At 38.7% G+C, this 21,533-nt stretch carries 21 protein-coding genes; 18 read left to right on the top strand and 3 right to left on the bottom strand.

The annotated features are described in order from the left end of the window. Nucleotides 1-213 precede the first annotated feature (213 nt). The 14 genes from FHX64_RS00245 to ppdK all read left to right on the top strand — a co-directional run bounded on the left by FHX64_RS00245 (nucleotide 214) and on the right by ppdK (nucleotide 14,740). Nucleotides 214-438 (top strand): 4Fe-4S dicluster domain-containing protein, encoded by a 225-nt coding sequence (locus FHX64_RS00245; RefSeq protein ID WP_183411839.1) that lies wholly within the window; start codon nucleotides 214-216, stop codon nucleotides 436-438. 5 nt (nucleotides 439-443) lie between these two features. Further along, nucleotides 444-1,523 (top strand): 3-methyl-2-oxobutanoate dehydrogenase subunit VorB, encoded by a 1,080-nt coding sequence (locus FHX64_RS00250; protein ID WP_183411840.1) that lies wholly within the window; start codon nucleotides 444-446, stop codon nucleotides 1,521-1,523. A gap of 57 nt (nucleotides 1,524-1,580) precedes the next feature. Next, nucleotides 1,581-2,342 (top strand): thiamine pyrophosphate-dependent enzyme, encoded by a 762-nt coding sequence (locus FHX64_RS00255; RefSeq protein WP_183411841.1) that lies wholly within the window; start codon nucleotides 1,581-1,583, stop codon nucleotides 2,340-2,342. A 174-nt stretch (nucleotides 2,343-2,516) separates the two neighbouring features. Next, nucleotides 2,517-3,068: a 2-oxoacid:ferredoxin oxidoreductase subunit gamma family protein gene (locus FHX64_RS00260; protein WP_183411842.1), complete on the top strand. Its 552-nt coding sequence runs from the start codon at nucleotides 2,517-2,519 to the stop codon at nucleotides 3,066-3,068. A gap of 220 nt (nucleotides 3,069-3,288) precedes the next feature. Then, nucleotides 3,289-3,528 (top strand): hypothetical protein, encoded by a 240-nt coding sequence (locus FHX64_RS00265; protein WP_183411843.1) that lies wholly within the window; start codon nucleotides 3,289-3,291, stop codon nucleotides 3,526-3,528. 17 nt (nucleotides 3,529-3,545) lie between these two features. Continuing rightward, complete coding sequence (locus FHX64_RS00270; RefSeq protein WP_183411844.1) at nucleotides 3,546-4,502, top strand: PstS family phosphate ABC transporter substrate-binding protein; 957 nt, start codon at nucleotides 3,546-3,548, stop codon at nucleotides 4,500-4,502. A 56-nt stretch (nucleotides 4,503-4,558) separates the two neighbouring features. After that, nucleotides 4,559-6,265 carry a tetratricopeptide repeat protein gene (locus tag FHX64_RS00275; protein ID WP_183411845.1) on the top strand — a complete coding sequence of 569 codons (1,707 nt, stop codon included), beginning with the start codon at nucleotides 4,559-4,561 and terminating at the stop codon, nucleotides 6,263-6,265. A gap of 271 nt (nucleotides 6,266-6,536) precedes the next feature. Further along, complete coding sequence (locus FHX64_RS00280) at nucleotides 6,537-7,361, top strand: MotA/TolQ/ExbB proton channel family protein (protein WP_183411846.1); 825 nt, start codon at nucleotides 6,537-6,539, stop codon at nucleotides 7,359-7,361. 61 nt (nucleotides 7,362-7,422) lie between these two features. Beyond that, nucleotides 7,423-8,058 carry a biopolymer transporter ExbD gene (locus FHX64_RS00285; RefSeq protein WP_183411847.1) on the top strand — a complete coding sequence of 212 codons (636 nt, stop codon included), beginning with the start codon at nucleotides 7,423-7,425 and terminating at the stop codon, nucleotides 8,056-8,058. Nucleotides 8,059-8,094: 36 nt separating this feature from the next. Next, on the top strand, nucleotides 8,095-8,724 hold the full coding sequence (locus FHX64_RS00290; RefSeq protein WP_183411848.1) for an ExbD/TolR family protein: 630 nt from the start codon (nucleotides 8,095-8,097) through the stop codon (nucleotides 8,722-8,724). Between the two features lie 34 nt (nucleotides 8,725-8,758). Beyond that, complete coding sequence (locus tag FHX64_RS00295; RefSeq protein ID WP_183411849.1) at nucleotides 8,759-9,517, top strand: energy transducer TonB; 759 nt, start codon at nucleotides 8,759-8,761, stop codon at nucleotides 9,515-9,517. Nucleotides 9,518-9,582: 65 nt separating this feature from the next. Next, nucleotides 9,583-10,785 (top strand): GTPase HflX, encoded by a 1,203-nt coding sequence (gene hflX / locus FHX64_RS00300; RefSeq protein WP_183411850.1) that lies wholly within the window; start codon nucleotides 9,583-9,585, stop codon nucleotides 10,783-10,785. 60 nt (nucleotides 10,786-10,845) lie between these two features. After that, a complete protein-coding gene (locus FHX64_RS00305) occupies nucleotides 10,846-11,754 on the top strand; it encodes a S66 peptidase family protein (protein ID WP_183411851.1) in 909 nt (302 codons plus the stop codon). Nucleotides 11,755-12,019: 265 nt separating this feature from the next. Next, nucleotides 12,020-14,740, top strand: a complete 2,721-nt coding sequence (ppdK, locus tag FHX64_RS00310; protein ID WP_183411852.1) for a pyruvate, phosphate dikinase — start codon at nucleotides 12,020-12,022, stop codon at nucleotides 14,738-14,740. A 137-nt stretch (nucleotides 14,741-14,877) separates the two neighbouring features. On the opposite strand, the gene FHX64_RS00315 is transcribed toward ppdK, so the two are convergent. The 3 genes from FHX64_RS00315 to FHX64_RS00320 all read right to left on the bottom strand — a co-directional run bounded on the left by FHX64_RS00315 (nucleotide 14,878) and on the right by FHX64_RS00320 (nucleotide 16,420). Continuing rightward, nucleotides 14,878-15,750 carry an IS3 family transposase gene (locus FHX64_RS00315; protein ID WP_183413736.1) on the bottom strand — a complete coding sequence of 291 codons (873 nt, stop codon included), beginning with the start codon at nucleotides 15,748-15,750 and terminating at the stop codon, nucleotides 14,878-14,880. Further along, nucleotides 15,747-16,151 carry a hypothetical protein gene (locus FHX64_RS14270; protein ID WP_246392243.1) on the bottom strand — a complete coding sequence of 135 codons (405 nt, stop codon included), beginning with the start codon at nucleotides 16,149-16,151 and terminating at the stop codon, nucleotides 15,747-15,749. The genes FHX64_RS00315 and FHX64_RS14270 overlap by 4 nt, the downstream gene beginning before the upstream one ends. 89 nt (nucleotides 16,152-16,240) lie before the next feature. Then, nucleotides 16,241-16,420 carry a helix-turn-helix domain-containing protein gene (locus FHX64_RS00320; RefSeq protein ID WP_183411853.1) on the bottom strand — a complete coding sequence of 60 codons (180 nt, stop codon included), beginning with the start codon at nucleotides 16,418-16,420 and terminating at the stop codon, nucleotides 16,241-16,243. 372 nt (nucleotides 16,421-16,792) lie between these two features. Here FHX64_RS00320 and pdhA point away from each other — a divergent pair, with 372 nt between their 5' ends. Genes pdhA through lpdA form a run of 4 tightly spaced genes read left to right on the top strand, consistent with a single transcriptional unit; the run spans nucleotide 16,793 to nucleotide 21,533 of the window. Then, nucleotides 16,793-17,881: a pyruvate dehydrogenase (acetyl-transferring) E1 component subunit alpha gene (pdhA, locus tag FHX64_RS00325; RefSeq protein WP_183411854.1), complete on the top strand. Its 1,089-nt coding sequence runs from the start codon at nucleotides 16,793-16,795 to the stop codon at nucleotides 17,879-17,881. Between the two features lie 5 nt (nucleotides 17,882-17,886). Next, a complete protein-coding gene (locus FHX64_RS00330; RefSeq protein WP_281370781.1) occupies nucleotides 17,887-18,855 on the top strand; it encodes an alpha-ketoacid dehydrogenase subunit beta in 969 nt (322 codons plus the stop codon). Nucleotides 18,856-18,866: 11 nt separating this feature from the next. Then, the gene (locus FHX64_RS00335) at nucleotides 18,867-20,144 is read left to right on the top strand and encodes a dihydrolipoamide acetyltransferase family protein (protein ID WP_183411855.1); all 1,278 of its coding nucleotides are present in this window, start codon (nucleotides 18,867-18,869) and stop codon (nucleotides 20,142-20,144) included. 42 nt (nucleotides 20,145-20,186) lie between these two features. Continuing rightward, nucleotides 20,187-21,533, top strand: a complete 1,347-nt coding sequence (gene lpdA, locus FHX64_RS00340) for a dihydrolipoyl dehydrogenase (RefSeq protein WP_183411856.1) — start codon at nucleotides 20,187-20,189, stop codon at nucleotides 21,531-21,533.

A 21,533-nucleotide genomic window follows, 5' to 3' on the forward strand; every position in this document is an offset into this window, starting at 1 on the left:
ATTGGGATTGAGCGTACTTTTTTGATCATAAGCCTTCTTAGTATGTTAGAAAGGTAAAATCTGGCGAGTTTATCTTAGCTTGGCATTTTGAGTGAACTTAAAAAGTTGATCTTGTTGCATTCTTTATTGTCAAGCCTTTTGAAGTTCAGCTGTTATATGAGTGTTTTGTACCTAACAACAAAGGAAAAATAAATCTTTGAAAAATAGTTCATTATGGCGAAAAATAAAGGAGCGGTGGTAGTCAACATTGAACGATGTAAGGGCTGCCATTTGTGCGAAGAAGCATGCCCATCCGATGTTTTGGAAATGAATCAACAAACCAACGCGATGGGCTATCATTATGCCTATATGGCAAATGCCGAAATGTGTACAGGTTGTGCATCATGTGCATATGTTTGTCCTGATGCATGTATAACAGTTTATCGAGTTAAAAGTTAAACGTCATGGAAGAAATAAAACTGATGAAGGGAAACGAAGCCATTGCAGAAGCCGCTATTCGTTGTGGGTGTGATGGATATTTCGGATATCCCATTACGCCTCAATCTGAAGTATTGGAAACATTAATGGCACTTGAACCTTGGAAAAAGACGGGGATGGTGGTTTTACAAGCAGAAAGTGAAACAGCTTCCATTAATATGGTTTATGGTGGAGCTGCATGCGGTAAACGTGCTATGACGTCATCATCAAGCCCTGGCATAAGTTTGATGCAGGAAGGACTTTCTTATATAGCTGGAGCAGAACTGCCTTGCGTGGTTGTTAATGTTACCCGCGGTGGACCAGGTTTAGGAACTATTCAACCTAGTCAATCCGATTATTTTCAGACTGTCAAGGGAGGTGGGCATGGTGATTATAAGTTGATCACTCTTGCTCCTGCATCTGTTCAGGAAATGGCAGACTACACATGCTTAGCATTTGACTTAGCATTTAAATATCGTAACCCGGTGATGGTGTTATCGGATGGATTGATTGGCCAGATGATGGAAAAAGTTCAGCTTCCTGATTATAAACCACGGCTGACTGATGCCGAAATTCGGGAAAAATATCCATGGGCTACTCTTGGGAAACAAGGGAGGACTCACCGAAACATTATCACGTCATTAGCTTTGGTTTCTGAAGAGATGGAAAAGGTCAATGATCGTTTGCAAAAAAAATACAGGGAAGTAGAAGCCAATGAAGTCCGTTTTGAAACGTTTTTATGTGATGACGCTGATTATATATTGGTGGCATTTGGATCTTCTGCACGCATTTGCCAAAAATCGGTAGAAATATTGCGTACCGAAGGCGTAAAAGTTGGTCTTTTCCGTCCTATTACACTTTATCCATATCCGTTTAAGCAGCTTCATGAATACGCCAAACACGTAAAAGGGATGCTTTCTGTTGAAATGAGTGCTGGTCAAATGGTTGAGGATGTAAGATTGGCTGTTAATGGCCTTGTCCCTGTTGAGTTTTATGGTCGTTACGGAGGTATGATTCCTACGCCGGAAGAAATTGTCACAGCATTAAAAGAAAAATTAATGGCATAACACAGTTATGTCCAGCTATAGTCGTCGGAATAACTGTAATTTCAAAATGGTACAATTATGACATTAGAAGAGATTATAAAACCAGAAAATAAGGTGTACGGAAAAACATCTTTGTTGACTGATACTCCTATGCATTACTGCCCGGGATGTAGTCATGGTGTTATACATAAATTAATTGCCGAAGTTATCGAAGAGCTTGGCATTCAAGATATCACAATAGGAATAGCTCCGGTAGGATGCGCTGTGTTTGCCTATAATTATATAGATATTGATTGGCAGGAAGCAGCTCACGGTCGTGCTCCAGCACTTGCAACTGCTGTGAATCGCTTATTACCTGATCGTTGTGTATTTACGTATCAAGGAGATGGGGATTTGGCTGCCATTGGAACCGCAGAAACAATTCACGCATGTAATCGTGGTGAAAATATGACTATTTTCTTTGTTAATAATGGAATTTACGGCATGACTGGTGGGCAGATGGCTCCTACCACTATTGAAGGAATGGTGACCTCTACTTCTCCATCTGGAAGGGATGTCCATATGGCTGGGTTTCCATTGAAAATATCAAATATGGTAGCAATGCTTGATGGAACGTGTTATGTAACTCGTCAAGCTGTGCATACTCCGGCATCTGTCGTTCGGGCAAAAAAAGCTATTCGGAAAGCATTTGAAAATACATTGGCAAAAAAAGGGACTTCGCTTGTTGAATTTGTTTCTACCTGTAATTCAGGATGGAAAATGAGCCCTCACCAAGCAAATAAATGGATGTCAGATAACATGTTTCGTGAATACCCGTTGGGTGATCTGAAGGATAGATAATAGATAACTGTTAATCAAATACGGAATTTTAGACAATACAGAAAAAGGCAATTAATGAACAACAAACTTTTGTTCATAACCTACTAAAGATGAAACACGCAATCCGATGGGCAAATAGAAATATTAATTATCATGCGAGTTCCATCCGGTCTTAAACTAAAAACAAGTTTTTGTATGAAAGAAGAAATAATTATAGCAGGTTTTGGCGGACAAGGAGTCCTATCTATGGGGAAAATACTGGCATATTCTGGTTTGATGCAAGGAAAAGAAGTTTCGTGGATGCCATCTTATGGTCCTGAACAACGTGGTGGTACAGCTAACGTTACTGTTATCTTGAGTGACGAAAAGATCAGCTCTCCCATATTGCAGGCTTATGATACTGCAATTGTTTTGAACCAACCTTCGTTAGATAAGTTTGAACCTCGTATTAAGAAAGGTGGAACATTGTTGTATGATGGCCATGGTTTTATCAGAGAGCCACAGCGAACAGACATAAATATTTATCGCATTGATGCTTTGGAAACGTCTATTTCACTTAACATGTCTAAGGCATTCAATATGTTTATTCTTGGTGGTTTGTTGAAAATACGACCGATTGTTGATATTGAGAATGTATTATTGGGACTTAAAAAATCATTGCCGGAGCGACATCATCATTTATTGGGACAAAATGAAAAGGCATTGCGTAAGGGGATGGAAATTGTAATTCCTGCACATGTCATATAAAAAAGCACTGCGATGTTATTTGTATATCACAAAATGATATAATGCAGAAAGCTGATAAAAAATAAAGGAGAATATATACAACTAGAGAAAAAAGTGTATATTTGCTTAGCAAAATGGCTATTTTGTTATCCAAGATATAAAATAAGTTTTTGATTGCCCGAAATAGAAAATAGCTGATATATAACTCGTTTAATTGTTTGAAAATTAATGTTTCTACACTATGAAAAATCTTGACAAGATAGAGAAATATATCGCATTAGCTGTTGTGACTCTTTATTTTGTTGCAGGTGGTTACTTGTTGTTTTGCCATCGTTGTATAGCCATGATGCACAGAGAATTTCGGGTCATTTTAGCTATAGTCTTGATTTTGTATGGTGGTTATCGTCTGGCGAGGCTCTTGTTGATAAAAAAGAGTGATGAAGACGACGAGGAATATTATGATGACGATGACAGAGAATGATTTTTAAATATGACACTATGAAATATTGGGTTTTTCAATCAAAAACTGCGGCTGGAGTAATTATTGCTTTAGCTGTTTTTCTTCTTGTAAGTTGCAATTCTAAGCCTGTCAAACAAACAGACACCTTCACGTCCGGTCGTATTAAGATTGGAATTGATGATTCATACCGTTTGATGATGGAAGCACAATTGGACGTTTTTACCAGCATCTATCGTGACGCTTCTTTTGATACTATTTATAGCGACGAAATAGATATTAAGAATTTGTTTTTGAAAGATTCTATTCCTGCTATGATTGTTAGTAGTCCGTTGACCAAAGAAGAAACGGACGCCCTGTTAAGTCAACGATATGTAGCACGTTCAACGATTATTGGACAAGATGCTATCGCATTGATCTTGAACAAGGATAACAAAACAAACAATTTTTTATATGATCAGGTACAGGATATTTTTACAGGAAAAATATCTAAATGGAGTCAGATTGATCCCACTAATCACTTAGGAAAGTTAAGCGTTGTATTTGATAAACCAGGCTCCTCGAATATTCGGTATTTTATGCATAAATTTAAAATCACGAAATATCCGTCATATTTTGGGGCTACAAGATCAAACCATGAAATTATTCATTATGTTGAAACTCATAAGAACGCAATAGGAATTTTGAGTGTAAACTGGATAAGTGACCCTCAAGATTCAGTTTCTCACAATTTTTTGAAACGTATTCAGGTAGCGGGTATTACATCCTATCCTGGATCTACAAGTGCTAATACTTATTATCAACCTTATCAGGCATATATCGTGTATAAATACTATCCTTTCATTCGTAACATCTATTTTATTAATAGACAGACTTATGATGGATTAGCTAGTGGCCTTGATGCGTTTTTGGCTGGGGAAAAAGGGCAACGCATTATTTTACGTTCAGGTTTAGTGCCGGCAGCTGCTCCGGTAACCATTGTGCAAATTAACCATTAAAAAATCAATAATTAATCAGATTATCAATTACAAAAAAGCATGGAGGAATCGTTCTTATGGTAAGTAAACTAAAAACAATTGTATTTGTCACTTTGCTGCTTGTTACATCAGGATGGGCGAGTGAGATAAAAGCTCAAACTCTGGATGATGCCATTCGGCTGACTCATAGTGAGCAATTTATGGCAGCCAATAAAGCTTATGATGCGTTGGTTACTCAACAACCCCAAAATGGTGCTGTTTATTTTTATTATGGACAATTTTATATTCAACGTTATTTGGCAGATACAGCAGCTGTATCACTAAAAAAATCCATAATTTCAGCAACCAATGTTTTCAACGAAGGTGTCAAGGCTGATGCTACCAATCCTTTGAATTTTGTAGGGTTGGCTGAAATGTCAATGTTTCAGAAAGATATGACAAAAGCTAATGATTATTTGGCTCAAGCTGAAGCATTGTTACCTGGTAAGCATAAAAAAATTAAGATGCCTAAAGATGTTCAGGCTGATGTATATACGAAGATGGCTGATGCTTATGTGTTGAGTAGTACAAAAGATACAGCCTCTATTTTTAATTATTTAAGAATCGCTGAAAAGTTGGATTCCAAAAATTATGAAATCTATCTTGTAAAAGGTGATGCATACTTTTATATCTTAAACGATGGATCTAATGCGATTCTGAATTATAACCTTGCTTCTAAGTATAATCCTACATCTGCATCTGCTCAGTTGCGTATTGGCCAACTTTGGGTACGTTCAAGAAATTATGATGATGCTTTGACTACTTATCTGCAAGTAATTAAGATGGATCCAACATTTGCTCCTGCATACAAAGAATTAGGATTTTTATATGCACACAAGGGAGATAATGAGAATGCAAAAATTAATTTTCAAAAATTCTTGCAGTTATCCTCTGGAAATGTTGAAGCTCAATTACAGTATATCAATACTTTATTTAGCTTGAAGGATTTTACGGAAGCGGGAATTCAGGCTGCAAAAGTTTTAAAGACTGATAGTAGTAATGTAGATGTGTATAGAGCGTTAGCTTATTCTGATTTCGAAACGGGGAAAATAGATCAAGCTAAAAAAGAATTGGATGATTTTTTCAAGAAGACCAATCCAGACAACATCCGTACTTCAGATTATGCATATTATGCCAGAACTCTAGCAAAATTGAAACAGGATTCCCTCGCAGGTGTGTATTTTTTGAAAGCTTACCAAGCAGATACATCACAAAATAGTTATTTAACAGAAGCAGCAAATATTTTTAATGAAGCTAAATGCTATAAGCAAGCAGCAAAAGTATACCAAATGAAAATTCAATTGGGAGTACAAACCTTGGCTGATTATTTTTATTTAGGGTATGATTATTATGCTGACAATAACTTTCATAAATCAGATTCAGCTTTTTCTGTTTTAATTCAAAAAGTACCTACGTATATTCCTGCATATATATGGAAAGCTAGGGCTTTATCTATGACAGATCCCGATACAAAAAATGGTGCGGCTTTACCTGCTTATCAGACCTTTCTTGCTAAAACAGATAGCGATGCGGCCAAATATTCTTCAGAACGAGAGGAGGCATATTCCTATATAACATTCTATTATTTTGTGAAATTCTCGCAATCTAAGTCACGAGAAGATGCACAACAAGCACTAAATTATGGGGAAAAAGTATTGGCGATTAATCCCAATGACGAAAAGGCAAAGGAAATAATTGATAATATTAAAAAGAATTTAAGTAGACCAGCTAAACAGGCAAAATGATTGCTTGATAATTTTGAAAACTGCTTTTCGATTTTGATTGAATCAAGTTCTATACATATAGTAATCATTTGATTAATATAAGTGTTTTTGGTTTTGTCAAAATCGAAAGTCAGTTTTTTTGTGACACTTGAACCTAAAAGAAATAAGATAAAAATGAATTAAGCGAAAAAAAAAACAAAACGTTCGTGCACGGTCAGAGAATAACGAATATTTTTTATCTTTGCACCGTAAGAAAAACCATTATCAATTCAAACCATTAAATTTTTTTACAATGAGCAAGACAAATCAAAAAAAGCAACAGACATTAGGAGATGCTTTAAGATCTACGCTAACTATTGTAGTTATGCTTGTAGCATTGACAGTATCTATTTTAGTTTTCTTGTATGTGATGGGAAATCCTATCAACTTTGAAGGAGGTAATCCAGCTGGACGCCCACTCACTGGGAATTACTTGGGCATTATTTACAAAGGGGGAATGATTGTGCCATTGTTGATGACTATCAACTTGGTTATGATTATTTTTGTTATTGAAAGAGCAATTTCTTTAACAATTGCCAAAGGAAAAGGTCGTTTGAATGTTTTTGTGAAAAATATTCAAGTAGATTTGGACAATGACAAAATTGAAGATGCAATTGCTCGCTGTGATAAACAAAGAGGTTCATTGGCAAATGTGTTAAAAGCTGGCTTGATGCGTTATCGGGAGTTGCAACATGTTGAAGGAATGGACAAAGACCAAAAAATTGTTGCTCTTCAGAAAGAATTTGAAGAAGCTACAGCTTTGGAATTACCAATGTTATCCAGAAATCTTGTTATTATTTCAACTATCGCTTCAATTTCAGTGTTAACTGGTCTTCTTGGCACAGTATTAGGGATGATTCGTGCATTTGCTGCTTTAGCAAGTTCTGGTGCTCCTGATGCTATCGGTTTGTCAACAGGTATTTCTGAAGCTCTTGTCAATACTGCATTTGGTATCGGTGGGTCATTATTAGCGATTGTATTCTTTAACTATTTTACAACGCGTATTGACAACTTCACCTATAAGATTGATGAAGCAGGCTTCACATTAGTTCAGTCGTTTGCAGCTTCCACGAAATAAAGAGGAATCAGCAGGCGGATTTATTACACAATGACATAAATATTGATAAAATAATAATTCCATGCCAAAAATAAAATCGGTCGCAAGATCTCCACACGTCGATATGACTCCGATGGTGGACTTATTTACGCTGCTCCTTACTTTTTTCCTATTAACGGCTGTCTTTATCCCGATGGAACCGGCTCAGATTACAATCCCCGTTTCTGTATCGGCAAAGGCTGTTCCAGATCATAATATCATGACGCTTTATATTGCGCCTGACAAAAGAATCTTTTTTAATTACGACAATGGGCAGGATACTTCTTTTCACTATCGCATTCAATTATTAGAAGAGATGGGAGGGCGGTATCACATTAATTTTACACCTGCTGAATTGAAGCATTTCTCAAATGCAGGTACTTTTGGTTTGCCTATGAAAGACATAAAAGCATGGCTCGATACTAAAAATGCAAAGGATGCCGAACAGTTACAGACAGGTATACCTATGGATTCTTTAGATAACCAGCTAGCTTGGTGGGTCAGATTGGGTAGAACTGTTAACCCATATGCTGAGGTTGCAATTAAAGCTGACGGAAATGTTGAATTCCCAGTTATTAAAAAGGTACTTGATCTGGTTCAAAGTAACGGAGTAAATAGATTCGACTTCATTACAACTTATGATAAGGAAGAAGTTGGATTAAAAGATTTACCAAAGTAATACTTTTAACACGAAAGATCAAATAAATAAAATAATATGGCTGAGATAATTCAAGAAGAAAAAAGGCAAAAAGGAGGAAAGAAAAGACCCAGAAGAGGCGTGGCACGTGTTGACATGACTCCGATGGTTGACTTGATGGCTCTTTTGCTTACCTTTTTTATGCTTACGACAGCATTCAACAAACCCAAAATAATGGTGATTACCATGCCTGAAAAAGATAATAAGCCTCATGATCAGCCAAAGATTGATGCTAAGAGGACCCTTAATATTCTTTTGGGTGATAGTGATCGTGTATATTATTATATGGGTATTGCGGATCCAAATAAGCCACTGCCTACATTAATCAAAACGAATTTCAGCAAAGACGGCCTTCGCAGATTGCTTTTAGAAAAGAACAGGGCTCTTTTTACTAAAATCGTTGATTATAAAAGCGCTAGAGCAAAGGGAAGAATTGTTGTAGCTGATACAACTGCTGAGAACTATATTAAACAATTGAAGATTGATGATAATGTTGGCCCAATTGTTTTGATAAAGCCTGATGTAAAAGCAAAATATAAAGATGTAGTGGCTACTATAGATGAAATGTCCATATGCAATATTGCAAGTTATGCAATTGTTGATTTGAGCCCAACTGAAAAGGATATGCTTAAATCGGCACCTCGATAGTTATATGATTATTAATACTGAAATTTGAATGGTTATGACTAATGAAAAACAGTATATAGAATCACTAGAGGAAATGGTGTTTAAGAATCGTAATAAAGCTTATGGTTCTTATCAATTGCGTAAAAAATATAAAAAATATATTCTTATTGCATTGGCCTCTGCACTATTCCTCTTTGCGGTTATTATTGCTTATCCCTTGATTAAAAGTATTTTGGAACAAGGGAACGCAGGTAGACAAACACAAACGGAGACAACTGTTGAGTTGATAAACCCAAACAACACACCACCACCACCACCACCACCTCCTCCTCCTAAAAAGTTAATAGAGAAGGTGAAATTTGTGGCTCCTAAAGTGACAACTGATACGACACAGGTATCAAAGGATTTTGGAAAACAGTCTAAATTAAATGAAACTGTTAACCAATTACCTCCTCCTCCTGTAGTAAAAAAGCAAGAGGTAATTGAAACACCTAAGCAAGACAATCAGATATTTATGATTGTTGAGCAAATGCCTCAATTCCCTAATGGAGATATTAATGCTTATTTAAGTTCTCACATTAAATATCCGGTTGTTGCCCAAGAGAATGGGATTCAAGGACGAGTTATTGTACAATTTGTTGTTAACCAAGATGGTTCAATTGTAGATGTAACCGTTGTTCGTGGAGTTGACCCGAGTCTTGATAAGGAAGCGGTTCGCGTTATTGAAGGAATGCCTAAATGGATTCCAGGGAAACAAGGTGGCAAGCCTGTACGTGTTAAATTTACACTTCCTGTAAACTTTAAACTACAATAGTTTTTTAGCTCAATAGAATTAAAACCGTTTGGCGTATATGTCAAACGGTTTTTTTACTTAAACATATGGATGAAACAATTTCCGCAAGCCAAGAACAAGTTATTTTAGTTGGTTTAATTACGCCAGAACAAAATGAAACAAAGGCGAAGGAGTATCTTGCCGAATTATCGTTTTTAGCTGAAACGGCAGGAGCTTATCCTGTCAAGAAATTCTTTCAACGACTTGATTTCCCTAATGCAAAAACATTTGTTGGACAAGGGAAGTTAAACGAGATAAAAGAGTATATTGTCGAAAATGAAATGATTTCTATGATTATTTTTGATGATGAATTATCGTCAATTCAATTACGTAATATAGAAAATCAGCTAGAAATAAAGGTTCTTGATCGTACAAATTTAATTCTGGATATTTTTGCAAAAAGAGCACAAACTGCACATGCTAGAACTCAGGTAGAGTTGGCTCAATACCAATATCTTTTACCACGTCTGACGCGTCTTTGGACTCATTTGGAAAGGCAACGGGGCGGAATTGGAATGAGGGGTCCTGGTGAAACTCAAATTGAAACTGACCGTCGTATTATCCTTTCAAAGATTGCTTTGTTGAAAGAGGAGTTAAAACATATTGATAAACAAAAAGCTACGCAAAGAAAGAATCGTGGTAAGTTGGTACGTGTGGCTTTGGTAGGCTATACTAATGTGGGAAAATCCACATTAATGAACCTTTTGAGTAAATCAAGTGTATTTGCTGAAGATAAGCTTTTTGCGACGTTAGATACTACAGTAAGAAAAGTCATTATAGAAAATCTTCCCTTCCTTCTTACTGATACGGTTGGTTTTATCCGGAAACTTCCGCATCATTTGGTTGAATCATTTAAATCGACCTTGGATGAGGTGAGGGAGGCCGATTTATTGGTGCATATTGTTGATATTTCTCATCCTAATTTTGAAGAACAATATGACATAGTCACCAAAACTTTATTAGAGATAAATCATATAGAAAAACCGACGATTGTTATTTTCAACAAGATAGATTCTTTTTCTTATTCACCTAAGGCATCCGATGATTTATCTCCTCTTACACTGGAGAACTTTAGTTTAGAGGATTTACAGCAAACGTGGATGTCTAAAATTCATCACGATTGCCTATTTATATCAGCTAAAGACAAATTAAATATAGAGCATCTCAAAGAAGTTCTTTACAAAAAGGTAAAAGAAATTCATGTGACCCGATTCCCTTATAATGACTTTTTATATCAAAATGATTTTTAGCAAGATAAAGACATTTAGTGAGATACATTTGATAGTCCTTTTATAATAATTTATTGACATATGCAGCCACGTTTCTTACAGTATGGAGATAAAATTGCTATTATATCTCCTTCCAGTCCTATTGATCCTCAATTGATTGACCATACAATCAGTATTTTGCAAGAATGGGGACTTGAACCCATTGTGGGTGAAAATGCCCTGAATATTTATGGCCGATTTGCCGGTACAAAAGAAGAACGGATTTCTGATCTTCAGTGGGCTCTTAATTCAAAAGATATCAAAGCTATTTTGTGCAGTAGGGGCGGATACGGTTTGATTCAAATCATTGATGATGTTGATTTTGCACATTTTGAACTCTATCCAAAGTGGATGATTGGGTTTAGCGATATTACAATTTTGCATTCAGCTGTGGCAGCTTATGATATTGCATCGATACATGGAAGTATGTCCAAATATTTATGTGAAAATAGTGAGTCAGCTGAATTATTGCGGAAATTTTTATTTGGAGAAATTCCTGATTATACAATTCCTTCTAATGCTTTGAACAGAAACGGAATGGCTACAGGCAACATTATAGGCGGAAATCTTTCTGTCTTAAGTGGGTTGAGAGGTACTCATTTTGAGCCCGATTGTGCTGGTAAAATTTTGTTTATCGAGGATATTGGGGAAGAACCTTACAACATTGATCGAATGTTGCATAATTTAAAATTAGGCGGTATTTTTGAAGAAATATCTGGATTGATAGTGGGATATTTTACTGAATACGAAGAAGATCCACAGATGAAGGCAACGCTACCTGAATTGATTTATAGTATTGTAAGTGAGTACAATTTCCCCGTTTGCTTTAATTTTCCAGCGGGGCATAATCCATTACACTATCCTTTATTTTTTGGTATTCCAGCTACACTTCATGTTAAAGATGAAGAAGTTACGCTTGAATTTATTTCTCGAAAAAAATCTCTGGATTAAATCAAATATTCTTTGTTTTTTTAAGTAAATAAACAACAAATTATGTCGTTCCATTCTCAATCATTGGTTATCTTTGGGAAAAAATTGCAGTATGCATGCATATTTTCGTAGGAGTAGATTTTTGACTTTCAATGAAATAAAATAACCTTTTAATAAGAGTTTGCACGAGAACAAACCATCGGCTTTTTACTATATTCATAACATATAAATTGAAAACGCGCAAATCAATATATTCTAATTTCAATAAACACATATTCAAATAATTATGAGTACTAAAAATGTTTACTTCTTTGGCAATAAAGCTGCCGAAGGGAACGGAAAAATGCGAGATCTTTTAGGTGGTAAAGGTGCTAATCTGGCTGAAATGAATCTTATTGGAATTCCTGTGCCTCCCGGATTTACAATTACAACAGAAATTTGTAATGCTTATTTTCAAGTGGGTAAGGATAAAGTAGTTGATATGATCCGCAATGAAGTGGAATCGGCTATGAAACGCGTTGAGGACGCTGTGAACGGTCCAAAATTTGGTGATAATAAGAATCCGTTGTTAGTTTCTGTTCGTTCCGGAGCTCGAGCTTCAATGCCGGGAATGATGGATACGATTTTAAATCTTGGATTAAATGATGACGCTGTTGAAACATTGGCTGCTAAAAGCGGAAATCCTCGTTTTGCATGGGATTCTTATCGTCGTTTTATTCAAATGTATGGAGACGTCGTGTTGGGTATGAAGCCTGAGAATAAAGAATCTGAAGATCCTTTTGAAGTAATCATTCATCAAGTTAAAAAAAATAAAGGTGTTGTTAGTGATACAGAATTGGAGGCCAGTGATTTAAAAGAGCTAGTAGTTCAGTTTAAAGCTGCCGTAAAACAAAATACAGGCAAAGATTTTCCAATTACTGCATGGGAGCAACTTTGGGGTGCTATAATGGCTGTATTTGATAGCTGGATGAATGACCGCGCAATTTTATACCGCAAACTTAATAAAATTCCTGCCGATTGGGGAACTGCGGTTAATGTACAGGCAATGGTATTTGGTAACATGAGCAATACATCTGCTACAGGCGTTGCCTTTACTCGCGATGCAGCGACCGGCGAAGATATCTTCAACGGTGAATATTTAATTAATGCCCAAGGTGAAGATGTTGTTGCGGGTATCCGTACTCCGCAACAGATTACGCTTGAAGGCTCACGTCGATGGGCTGCTATGCAAAATATCAGTGAAGATGACCGTAAGGCAAAATATCCTTCTCTGGAAGAAACGATGCCTGAAGCTTTTGCTGAATTGAATAACATTCAGGAGTTGCTGGAGAACCATAATCATGATATGCAAGATATTGAATTTACTATTCAGGAAGGTAAGGTTTGGTTATTGCAAACGCGTAACGGAAAACGTACTGGTGCTGCAATGGTTCGTATTGCTAACGAAATGTTAAAGCAAGGCATGATTGACGAAAAGACAGCGTTGTTACGCATAGAACCGCAAAAGCTGGATGAACTGCTTCATCCTGTTTTTGATCCGAAAGCGATTAAAGCTGCGAAAGTGGTCGCTAAGGGGCTACCTGCATCACCTGGTGCTGCCAGTGGACAGATTGTATTCTTTGCTGATGAGGCTGAGGAGTGGGCAGAAAAAAGACATCATGTGATTTTAGTTCGTATTGAAACATCTCCTGAAGATTTACGCGGAATGCACGTTGCCCAAGGAATTCTTACCGCTCGCGGCGGGATGACCTCTCACGCTGCTGTTGTCGCTCGTGGGATGGGTAAATGTTGTGTTTCCGGTGCAGGTGAAATTAATATTGATTACAAAGCCCGTACAATTGAAATGCGAGGTAAAACCTATAAGGAAGGAGATTGGATTTCATTAAACGGTTCTACAGGTGAAGTTTACGAGGGTAAAGTGAATACGGTAGATGCTTTGGTCAGTGGTGACTTTGCTGATGTCATGGTACTAGCCGATAAATATACAAAAATGGATGTCCGTACTAACGCGGATACTCCTAATGATGCCAGAGTAGCTCGTGGTTTTGGAGCAAAGGGAATTGGTCTTTGCCGTACTGAACATATGTTCTTCGAAGGCGATCGTATTAAAGCTATGCGTGAGATGATTCTTTCCAAAACAGAAAAAGGACGTCGGGTAGCTTTACAGAAATTACTTCCTATGCAACGTTCCGATTTCGAAGGAATCTTTGAAGCCATGGATGGATATGGTGTGACGATTCGGTTACTTGATCCACCTCTTCATGAATTTGTTCCTCATCAATTAGCTACACAAAAAGAGTTGGCTGATGATATGGGGCTGACTTTGGACGAGGTAGTTGCAGCATGTCATTCGCTTGAAGAATTCAACCCAATGTTGGGTCACCGCGGTTGTCGTTTGGGAAACACATATCCTGAAATTACAGAAATGCAGGCTCGTGCTATTATAGAAGCTGCTATCAACATGCAAGATAAAGGAATAGAAGTACATCCTGAAATCATGGTGCCTCTTGTTGGGGTTGTAGAAGAATTGAAGCTGCAAGCCAAGATTATTAATGAAACGGCAGAAGCCGTGTTCAAAGAACGTGGCAAACGTATTGCCTATAAGATTGGGACAATGATTGAAGTACCCCGAGCTGCTGTTACAGCAGGGCGCATTGCTGAAATAGCAGAATTTTTCTCATTTGGTACCAATGATTTAACTCAAATGACATACGGTTATTCGCGTGATGATGCTGGTAAATTCCTGAAGATTTATCAGGATCTTGGTATCCTGAAAAACGATCCTTTTGAAGTATTGGATCAGGAAGGTGTTGGAGGCTTGATGAAACAAGCTGTTACAGCTGGTCGTCAGACGAAACCGGAATTAAAAGTGGGGATTTGCGGTGAGCATGGTGGGGAACCTTCATCTGTTGAATTCTGCCATACGTTAGGTATGAATTATGTAAGCTGTTCCCCTTATCGTGTGCCTATTGCCCGTATAGCAGCAGCTCAGGCGGCAGTGAAATAATGAACTAACAATTTTTTAGAAAACCGTCTTGCATTCGTGAGACGGTTTTTCTTTTATGTACTAAAACAAATTATTGGAAAATTCTGACTAGTCCTAAAAAACCGTTACAGGTTTATTGAACAAAAATACTCTTTTTATCAAACCTTATCAAGGCTAGCCTTGATAAGGTTTTGCTTTTTATAATTTCTAATTTTTATTTCTTTTTGGCAGTGCATCTGTTCAGGTGTTTTCATGTAACACGACCAGTGTGGCCTTTGTGTATTGTAAATATGAACAGCATCTTCTACCAATAATTTCATTGTTTTGATATCTACCAGATAATCCTCCAGAAAAAACTCCTGTTTTAATATCCCATTTACCCTCTCAGCTATCGCATTGGCATAAGGGTCATAATGCTCAGTCATACTTGGTATAATCTTTTTCTTTTTCAATACATTTTGATAATCGTTACTGCAATACTGTAATCCTCTATCCGAATGATGGATCAGTTTGTTTTTATATTTTTTTTGTTTAATGGCCATGTTTAATGCTCTCAAAGAACCTTCAGTGGACAAACTATTAGAAACATCATAACCCATGATCTTTTTGGAATATGCATCTGTAACTAATGCCAGATAACAGTTCCTGTCCCTGCCCCCGATATAAGTTATATCCGATACCCAAACCTGTTCGGGATGGGTCAGTTCTATATCTGCCACCAAATTCTTGTGCTTTCTAAAACGATGGTGGGAGTCTGTGGTTATACGATAATTTCTCTTTGGTTTAATCAACATCTGATTAGCCTTTAGTATAGATAGAAACTTGTCACGGCCAACATGTAATTCTATTAATGGTTCATAAAGAAGATAATATAACTTCCTGAATCCTATTCGGGGCATATTTTTCCGTATGGGACGAACCATTGTTAATACTTGCTCTGCCTTGTCCTGTTTCTTCTGTTTTGACCTACAATAACGATAATAAACCTGTCTACTTACCCCGAGCAATCCACAGGTGGAGGTTTTGCTCACTTTGTTTTCTTGGCTGAATCGGTCGACTGTTCGGGTAAAGAGTTTTTTCGGATAGAGATATTGTACTCTTTTTCTGCCATATCAACCATCATGTCAAAGAAAGCTGCTTTCATATCAGATTGCTCTGCCTGTTTTTCTAAAAATGCTTTTTGCTTTTCTAAAACATTGATCTTTTGATCTTTACTTTTTGGCATATTACCCGGCGTTTGATTTTCCCAATCAAAGGTACCATATTTTCTGAGCCAACCAACTACTGTGGATCTTCCCTGTATACCATATTTCTTCGTAGCTGATGTGACTGAGATGTCTCCTCGTTCTATCTCTGAAATAATCGATAATTTTAAGGACATGCTATAATCCTTTTGAGTGCGCTTTACATACTGATTCTTAATTCCTCCCATTATTTTACGCTTTTTGTGTAACGCTATTTCAGGACGAGACATTCCAATGAAAAGAAAAAGGGTGCCACGTGCGCAACACCCTTGATTTTTTACTTTTTCGGTGACCAATAACAACGTTTAGGTGATTCGATAAGACCTTCAGTTTTGAGTTGATTCATTACTTTATCGACCACTTTACGGTCCATGCCAGTCAGTTCTACAATTTTTCCTGCATTTACCGGTTCGCCTGCCTGCTTCATAGCATCTAAAATTTGATCTTTAGCTTCCATAAAAATAGTTTAAGTCTTGGTTGTTTTTCAATGAATGATGTTATCCATTTGCAAAGATAAGATCATACGGAAGAAAAAGACATCGTTATTTGCTAAATTTATATCTCATAGAATAGTTCAAAAATAACATTCTGGTAAAAACGCCTCAATCATCGATTTTTACACACTTTCAATACTGTTTTTGTAGTATATCGAATATAAGAAAAATGCATATTTACTATGTAGATTGATTTGTATCTCTTGCATTTCAATACATTGCCTCACCCTAAATGTAGTTAAATCTCCCTGTCTGTTATTGCTTTTCCTCCTTCAAAATAGTATCTTTGATTTAATAGTCATTATTAATTCAATGTATTTTAAACTATATTCAGTATGATTTTTGATGAATTCGATCCGAAAGAAGATAAAATCTTTAGACTTATTGATAACGAAGGCCAGGTGCTTAATGCGTCTTTGATGCCTGATTTAGATGATGAAATCATTGTCAAGGCATATAAAGAAATGCTTTTTGCCAGAGTAGCTGATGAAATGGCGGTCTCCTACCAGCGGCAGGGACGTATGTACACTTATCCTCCCAATATGGGACAGGAAGCCATTGCTGTTGCTGCAGGTTTGGTAATACGACATGAAGATTGGCTTGTACCTGTTTTTCGTGAATTGGGCACTTGGCTGGCTAAGGGAGTAAGCTTAAAAGAGATTTTTTTATATTACATGGGGAATGAAGCTGGGAGTAATTTCAAGAATGCACATCATGTATTGCCGTTTTCTATTCCCATTGCTTCCCAGGTGCAGCATGCTGTGGGCATCGGTTATTCCATAAAATTGAAGAAAATAGATGAAGTTGCTTTCACCTTTGTGGGGGACGGAGGAACTTCCGAGGGGGACTTTAGCGAAGCGCTTAATTTTGCCGGTGTATGGCAGGTGCCGGTAGTGTTTACCATCCAAAATAACCAGTATGCTATTTCCGTGCCTGTGCGCAGTCAAACCAAATCGATCAACCTGGCTATCAAATCATATGCTTTTGGTATTCCGGGCATAAAAGTGGATGGGAATGATTTTTTTGCCATGTTTTTGGCTTATAAGGAGGCGCTTGAATATGCAAGAGCCGGTAACGGTTCCGTACTTATTGAGGCGTTGACTTATAGAAAGGGTTCCCATACTACCTCGGATGACCCGACAAAATACAGGGATAAAGGAGAGGAAACCGAATGGGCCAAAGCTGATCCGATCATCCGATTAAAAAAATACATGGATCACAAAGGGATCTGGAAAGAAGACGAAACCGCATTGATTGAACAATATCGGACGGAAGTTGACAAGCAGTTTGAGGAAGCGGAACATTTCACACCTTATCAGCTGGAGGATGTTTTCCAGCATACTTACGTGGACATGCCGGATGATTTGAGACGACAAAAATTGGAATATGAACAGTTTCTAACTTGGAAGGAGAACAGAAAATGAGTGTAATGACGTTAGTGCAAGCAATAAATAATGCATTGGATATTAAATTGGCAGAGGATGAATCAGTAGTGGTATATGGAGAAGATGTTGGTGTTGAAGGCGGCGTGTTCAGGGTGACTGAAGGGTTGCAAAAAAAGCATGGCGTCGAGCGGGTTTTCGATTCTCCCCTAGCCGAATCAGCTATTGTAGGTGCGGCCTTAGGCATGGCTGTCTCTGGATTGAGGCCGATTGTCGAGCTTCAGTTTGACGGATTCACCTATCCCGCCTTTAATCAGATCGTGTCGCATGTGGCACGTATTCATAATCGGTCACGCGGGCTGTTTAAAGCTCCGATGGTCATTCGGTTCCCTTATGGTGGCGGCATCAATGCATTGGAACATCACTCGGAGAGTCCCGAGGCTTTGTATGCGCATATTCCCGGATTGAAGGTTGTCATTCCTTCTACACCTCATGATGCCAAGGGATTGATGATCTCTGCTATAGAAAGTGACGATCCTGTTATTTTTATGGAGCCGAAGCGAATCTACCGCGCCATTAAGCAGGAAGTTGCTGAAGGTAAATTTACGATTCCGATAGGCAAAGCCAAAGTGCTGAACGAAGGCACTGATGTTACGGTGGTGGCTTTTGGCGCCATGATTCGTGAATGCCAAAAAGCCATGGTAATGACCAAAGAGGCCGGCATCTCAATGGAATTAATCGATCTTCGAACTATATATCCAATTGATAAAGAGACGATAATAAATTCAGTCAAAAAGACGGGAAAGATTGTGATCGTAGCCGAAGCACCTATCTCGTTCAGCGTGGGTTCTGAACTGGTGGCTATTGTGAACGAAGAAGCTTTTCTGCATCTGGAAGCGCCTCCGAAACGTGTAATGGGCTTCGATACCATTGTCCCATTGGCTAAAGGCGAATCATTCTACATTATCTCGCCGGAGCGAATCTTTTATGAAATTGAACGAACTGTAAACTTCTAACGTGTAAATCGATGAGATATATATTTAATTTTCCTGATATTGGCGAAGGTCTTGATGAAGGAACAATACTTGAATGGTATGTCGAAAAAGGGCAAGAGATTAAAGCCGGACAGCCATTGGTACGTATGGAAACCGACAAGGTGGTGACGGATATCCCCTCTCCTAAGAATGGGGTTATTGTCGCTACGTTTGGAGGCGTGGGAGAGATTATTCATGTAGGTAGTCCATTGGTGGAGATTGAAATGGAGGGCGTTCTTGCCGCAGCAGCAGTGGCTGAAGCAAAAGCTCCCGTGAATGTGCCTATTGAAGAAGAAGGCGCTGCGGTTGTCGGAACGATGGAACTGGCAGGGAACAGCGCTGTGCTGGCAGCCAGTGAAGAAGGGGATTCGGAACAAAAGCAGGTAGAAAAACCTGCCGGGAAAGTGCTTGCCACGCCGGTTGCCCGTGCTATGGCAAGGGATTTGAATATTGATATTAACCGGGTTTCAGGAACAGGTCCCGGCGGAAGGGTGACAAAGACCGATATTCAGAATTACCATGCTACGAAGAAATCGCCTGTGGTTGCAGAAGCTGTGGCAACTGTCCAACAACTTCCGGCAGACAGGGTTACTTACGAACCGTTGACACAAATACGCAAGGCTATCGCCAAAAATATGCTCAATTCGAAGTTGAATGCGGCGCATATGTCTATTTTTGAAGAAGTGGAAATTTCTGAGTTGATGGCGCTTCGCGAACGGCTGAAGAAGAGTCGCGATATAAAACTTACCTATCTGCCGTTCATTGTAAAAGCTACCATAAATGCGTTGAAACAGCATCGGCAGATCAACGGGCAAATGGATATGGAGAATGACCGGATGATCTATAAAAATTATTACAACATGGCTATTGCCGTGGATACACCCGAAGGATTAGTGGTTCCGGTAATCAGAGATGCCGATAAGCTGAATATCATCCAGATTGCACAGAAGATAACCGAATTGTCTGAAAAGGCAAAGTCCCGTCAATTGACATTGGAGGATATGAAAGACGGTACCTTTACGATTACGAATTATGGTTCCATCGGCGGGCTATTTGCCACTCCGGTGATCAATTATCCGCAGGTTGGTATACTGGGAGTCGGTCGGATCTACAAAAAGCCAATTGTGAAGAATGATCAGGTTGTGGCCGGCAACGTGTTGCCATTGTCGCTTTCGGTTGATCACCGCATTGTGGATGGGGGAGAGGCTTCGCGCTTCATCAACCTTATCCTGGAATATTTATCAGACCCTGTTTTAATGTTATTGGAATAAGTTGACTAACTATCAATTTGCCTAATTTTAAGGAGATTCTTTATGGATTATGATGTATTGATTATTGGAGCAGGGCCGGCGGGTTATGTCGCTGCGATCCGTGCCGGACAAGTTGGCCTGAAAACAGCCATTGTCGAACAAAAATATATGGGTGGCATGTGCCTCAACTGGGGATGTATCCCGACCAAAGCATTGCTCGAAAGCGCCAAGGTGTTCGTGAAAACCAAACATGTGGATGAATTTGGCGTTGACGGCATCGATGCGGCGAAATTATCCTTCAACTGGAACAAAGCTAAAGCCCGTTCAACGCGGATTACGAAAAAGCTGAGCGCAGGCGTCAATTTTCTGCTGAAAAAGAACGGGGTGGAGTTGATTACGGGAAGCGCCCGACTGGGAGCCGACCATACCGTGTATGTGGAGGATAAGAAATTGACCGCATCGCATATTATTGTGGCGACCGGATCGAAGCCAAAGAAGTTGGACGATACCTTGTCCAATGCCCCCGTGGTGGAGATGGAACATTTGTTTACGCTGGATGCGATTCCCGAAAATGTGGTGGTAACCGGCAATCATGTCTCTGCCGTTGAAATCGCCCAGTTTTTTAACATGATCGACAGAAAGGTGACGTTGATCGCTAACAGCTCGTACTATCTGGATGGATTGGATGAGTTTCTGATCGCCTATATCAACAAAAAGCTGAAGAGTGAAAAGATTGATATTTTACAGGATACATATCCTGTGAAGTTTGAAGACGGAGCTCTGTTTGTCGGCAATGACAAGGTCAGGTGTGACTTGCTCGTGAATTGTAATTCGCGGAAGGCAATTATTCCTGAAAGTGAAACGCCGTTTCAACTTACCGAACGGGGCTTTATCAAGACGGACGATCATTTCGGGACAAACATCAAAGGGGTGTATGCCATTGGTGATGTGTGCGGAAAAAGCTTTGTGGCGCATGTCGCTTCGGCTCAGGGCATTCATGTGATCAACACGATTAAGGGTATTCTTTCAGGTTTCAATGGAGCCATGTACCCGATCAACATGTACACTCAACCTGAGATTGCACAGATTGGGATGACCGAACAGGAGATCAAGGCGGAGGGGACGGAATATAAGATCAGCGAATTTCCTTTGTCGATCAACGGAAAGGCGATGATTGAAGGAAATACCGACGGTTTTGTCAGGATGCTATCTGACAAGAAATACGGTCAGGTACTGGGTGTCCAGATCGTAGCTGCCAATGCTACCGATATGATTGCCGAGGCTGCTGCGTTTATGTCCATTGAAGGGACGGTGTATGATGTAGCCATGACCATTCATGCTCATCCTACCGTTTCGGAGATCTTTATGGAAGCCGGTTTCGACGCTGTCGATAAGGCTATTCATAAGTGA

This window comes from Microbacter margulisiae (genome assembly GCF_014192515.1).
Classification (GTDB): domain Bacteria; phylum Bacteroidota; class Bacteroidia; order Bacteroidales; family Paludibacteraceae; genus Microbacter; species Microbacter margulisiae.

Coding starts and splice junctions, on each gene's coding strand:
- FHX64_RS14270 (WP_246392243.1), bottom strand. CDS start 16,151: ATGGGAGGAATTAAGAATCAGTATGTAAAGCGCACTCAAAAGGATTAT.
- FHX64_RS00330 (WP_281370781.1), top strand. CDS start 17,887: ATGACGTTAGTGCAAGCAATAAATAATGCATTGGATATTAAATTGGCA.
- pdhA (WP_183411854.1), top strand. CDS start 16,793: ATGATTTTTGATGAATTCGATCCGAAAGAAGATAAAATCTTTAGACTT.
- FHX64_RS00335 (WP_183411855.1), top strand. CDS start 18,867: ATGAGATATATATTTAATTTTCCTGATATTGGCGAAGGTCTTGATGAA.
- lpdA (WP_183411856.1), top strand. CDS start 20,187: ATGGATTATGATGTATTGATTATTGGAGCAGGGCCGGCGGGTTATGTC.
- FHX64_RS00250 (WP_183411840.1), top strand. CDS start 444: ATGGAAGAAATAAAACTGATGAAGGGAAACGAAGCCATTGCAGAAGCC.
- hflX (WP_183411850.1), top strand. CDS start 9,583: ATGGATGAAACAATTTCCGCAAGCCAAGAACAAGTTATTTTAGTTGGT.
- FHX64_RS00320 (WP_183411853.1), bottom strand. CDS start 16,420: ATGGAAGCTAAAGATCAAATTTTAGATGCTATGAAGCAGGCAGGCGAA.
- FHX64_RS00265 (WP_183411843.1), top strand. CDS start 3,289: ATGAAAAATCTTGACAAGATAGAGAAATATATCGCATTAGCTGTTGTG.
- FHX64_RS00305 (WP_183411851.1), top strand. CDS start 10,846: ATGCAGCCACGTTTCTTACAGTATGGAGATAAAATTGCTATTATATCT.
- FHX64_RS00275 (WP_183411845.1), top strand. CDS start 4,559: ATGGTAAGTAAACTAAAAACAATTGTATTTGTCACTTTGCTGCTTGTT.
- FHX64_RS00270 (WP_183411844.1), top strand. CDS start 3,546: ATGAAATATTGGGTTTTTCAATCAAAAACTGCGGCTGGAGTAATTATT.
- FHX64_RS00295 (WP_183411849.1), top strand. CDS start 8,759: ATGACTAATGAAAAACAGTATATAGAATCACTAGAGGAAATGGTGTTT.
- FHX64_RS00245 (WP_183411839.1), top strand. CDS start 214: ATGGCGAAAAATAAAGGAGCGGTGGTAGTCAACATTGAACGATGTAAG.
- FHX64_RS00290 (WP_183411848.1), top strand. CDS start 8,095: ATGGCTGAGATAATTCAAGAAGAAAAAAGGCAAAAAGGAGGAAAGAAA.
- FHX64_RS00280 (WP_183411846.1), top strand. CDS start 6,537: ATGAGCAAGACAAATCAAAAAAAGCAACAGACATTAGGAGATGCTTTA.
- FHX64_RS00260 (WP_183411842.1), top strand. CDS start 2,517: ATGAAAGAAGAAATAATTATAGCAGGTTTTGGCGGACAAGGAGTCCTA.
- ppdK (WP_183411852.1), top strand. CDS start 12,020: ATGAGTACTAAAAATGTTTACTTCTTTGGCAATAAAGCTGCCGAAGGG.
- FHX64_RS00285 (WP_183411847.1), top strand. CDS start 7,423: ATGCCAAAAATAAAATCGGTCGCAAGATCTCCACACGTCGATATGACT.
- FHX64_RS00255 (WP_183411841.1), top strand. CDS start 1,581: ATGACATTAGAAGAGATTATAAAACCAGAAAATAAGGTGTACGGAAAA.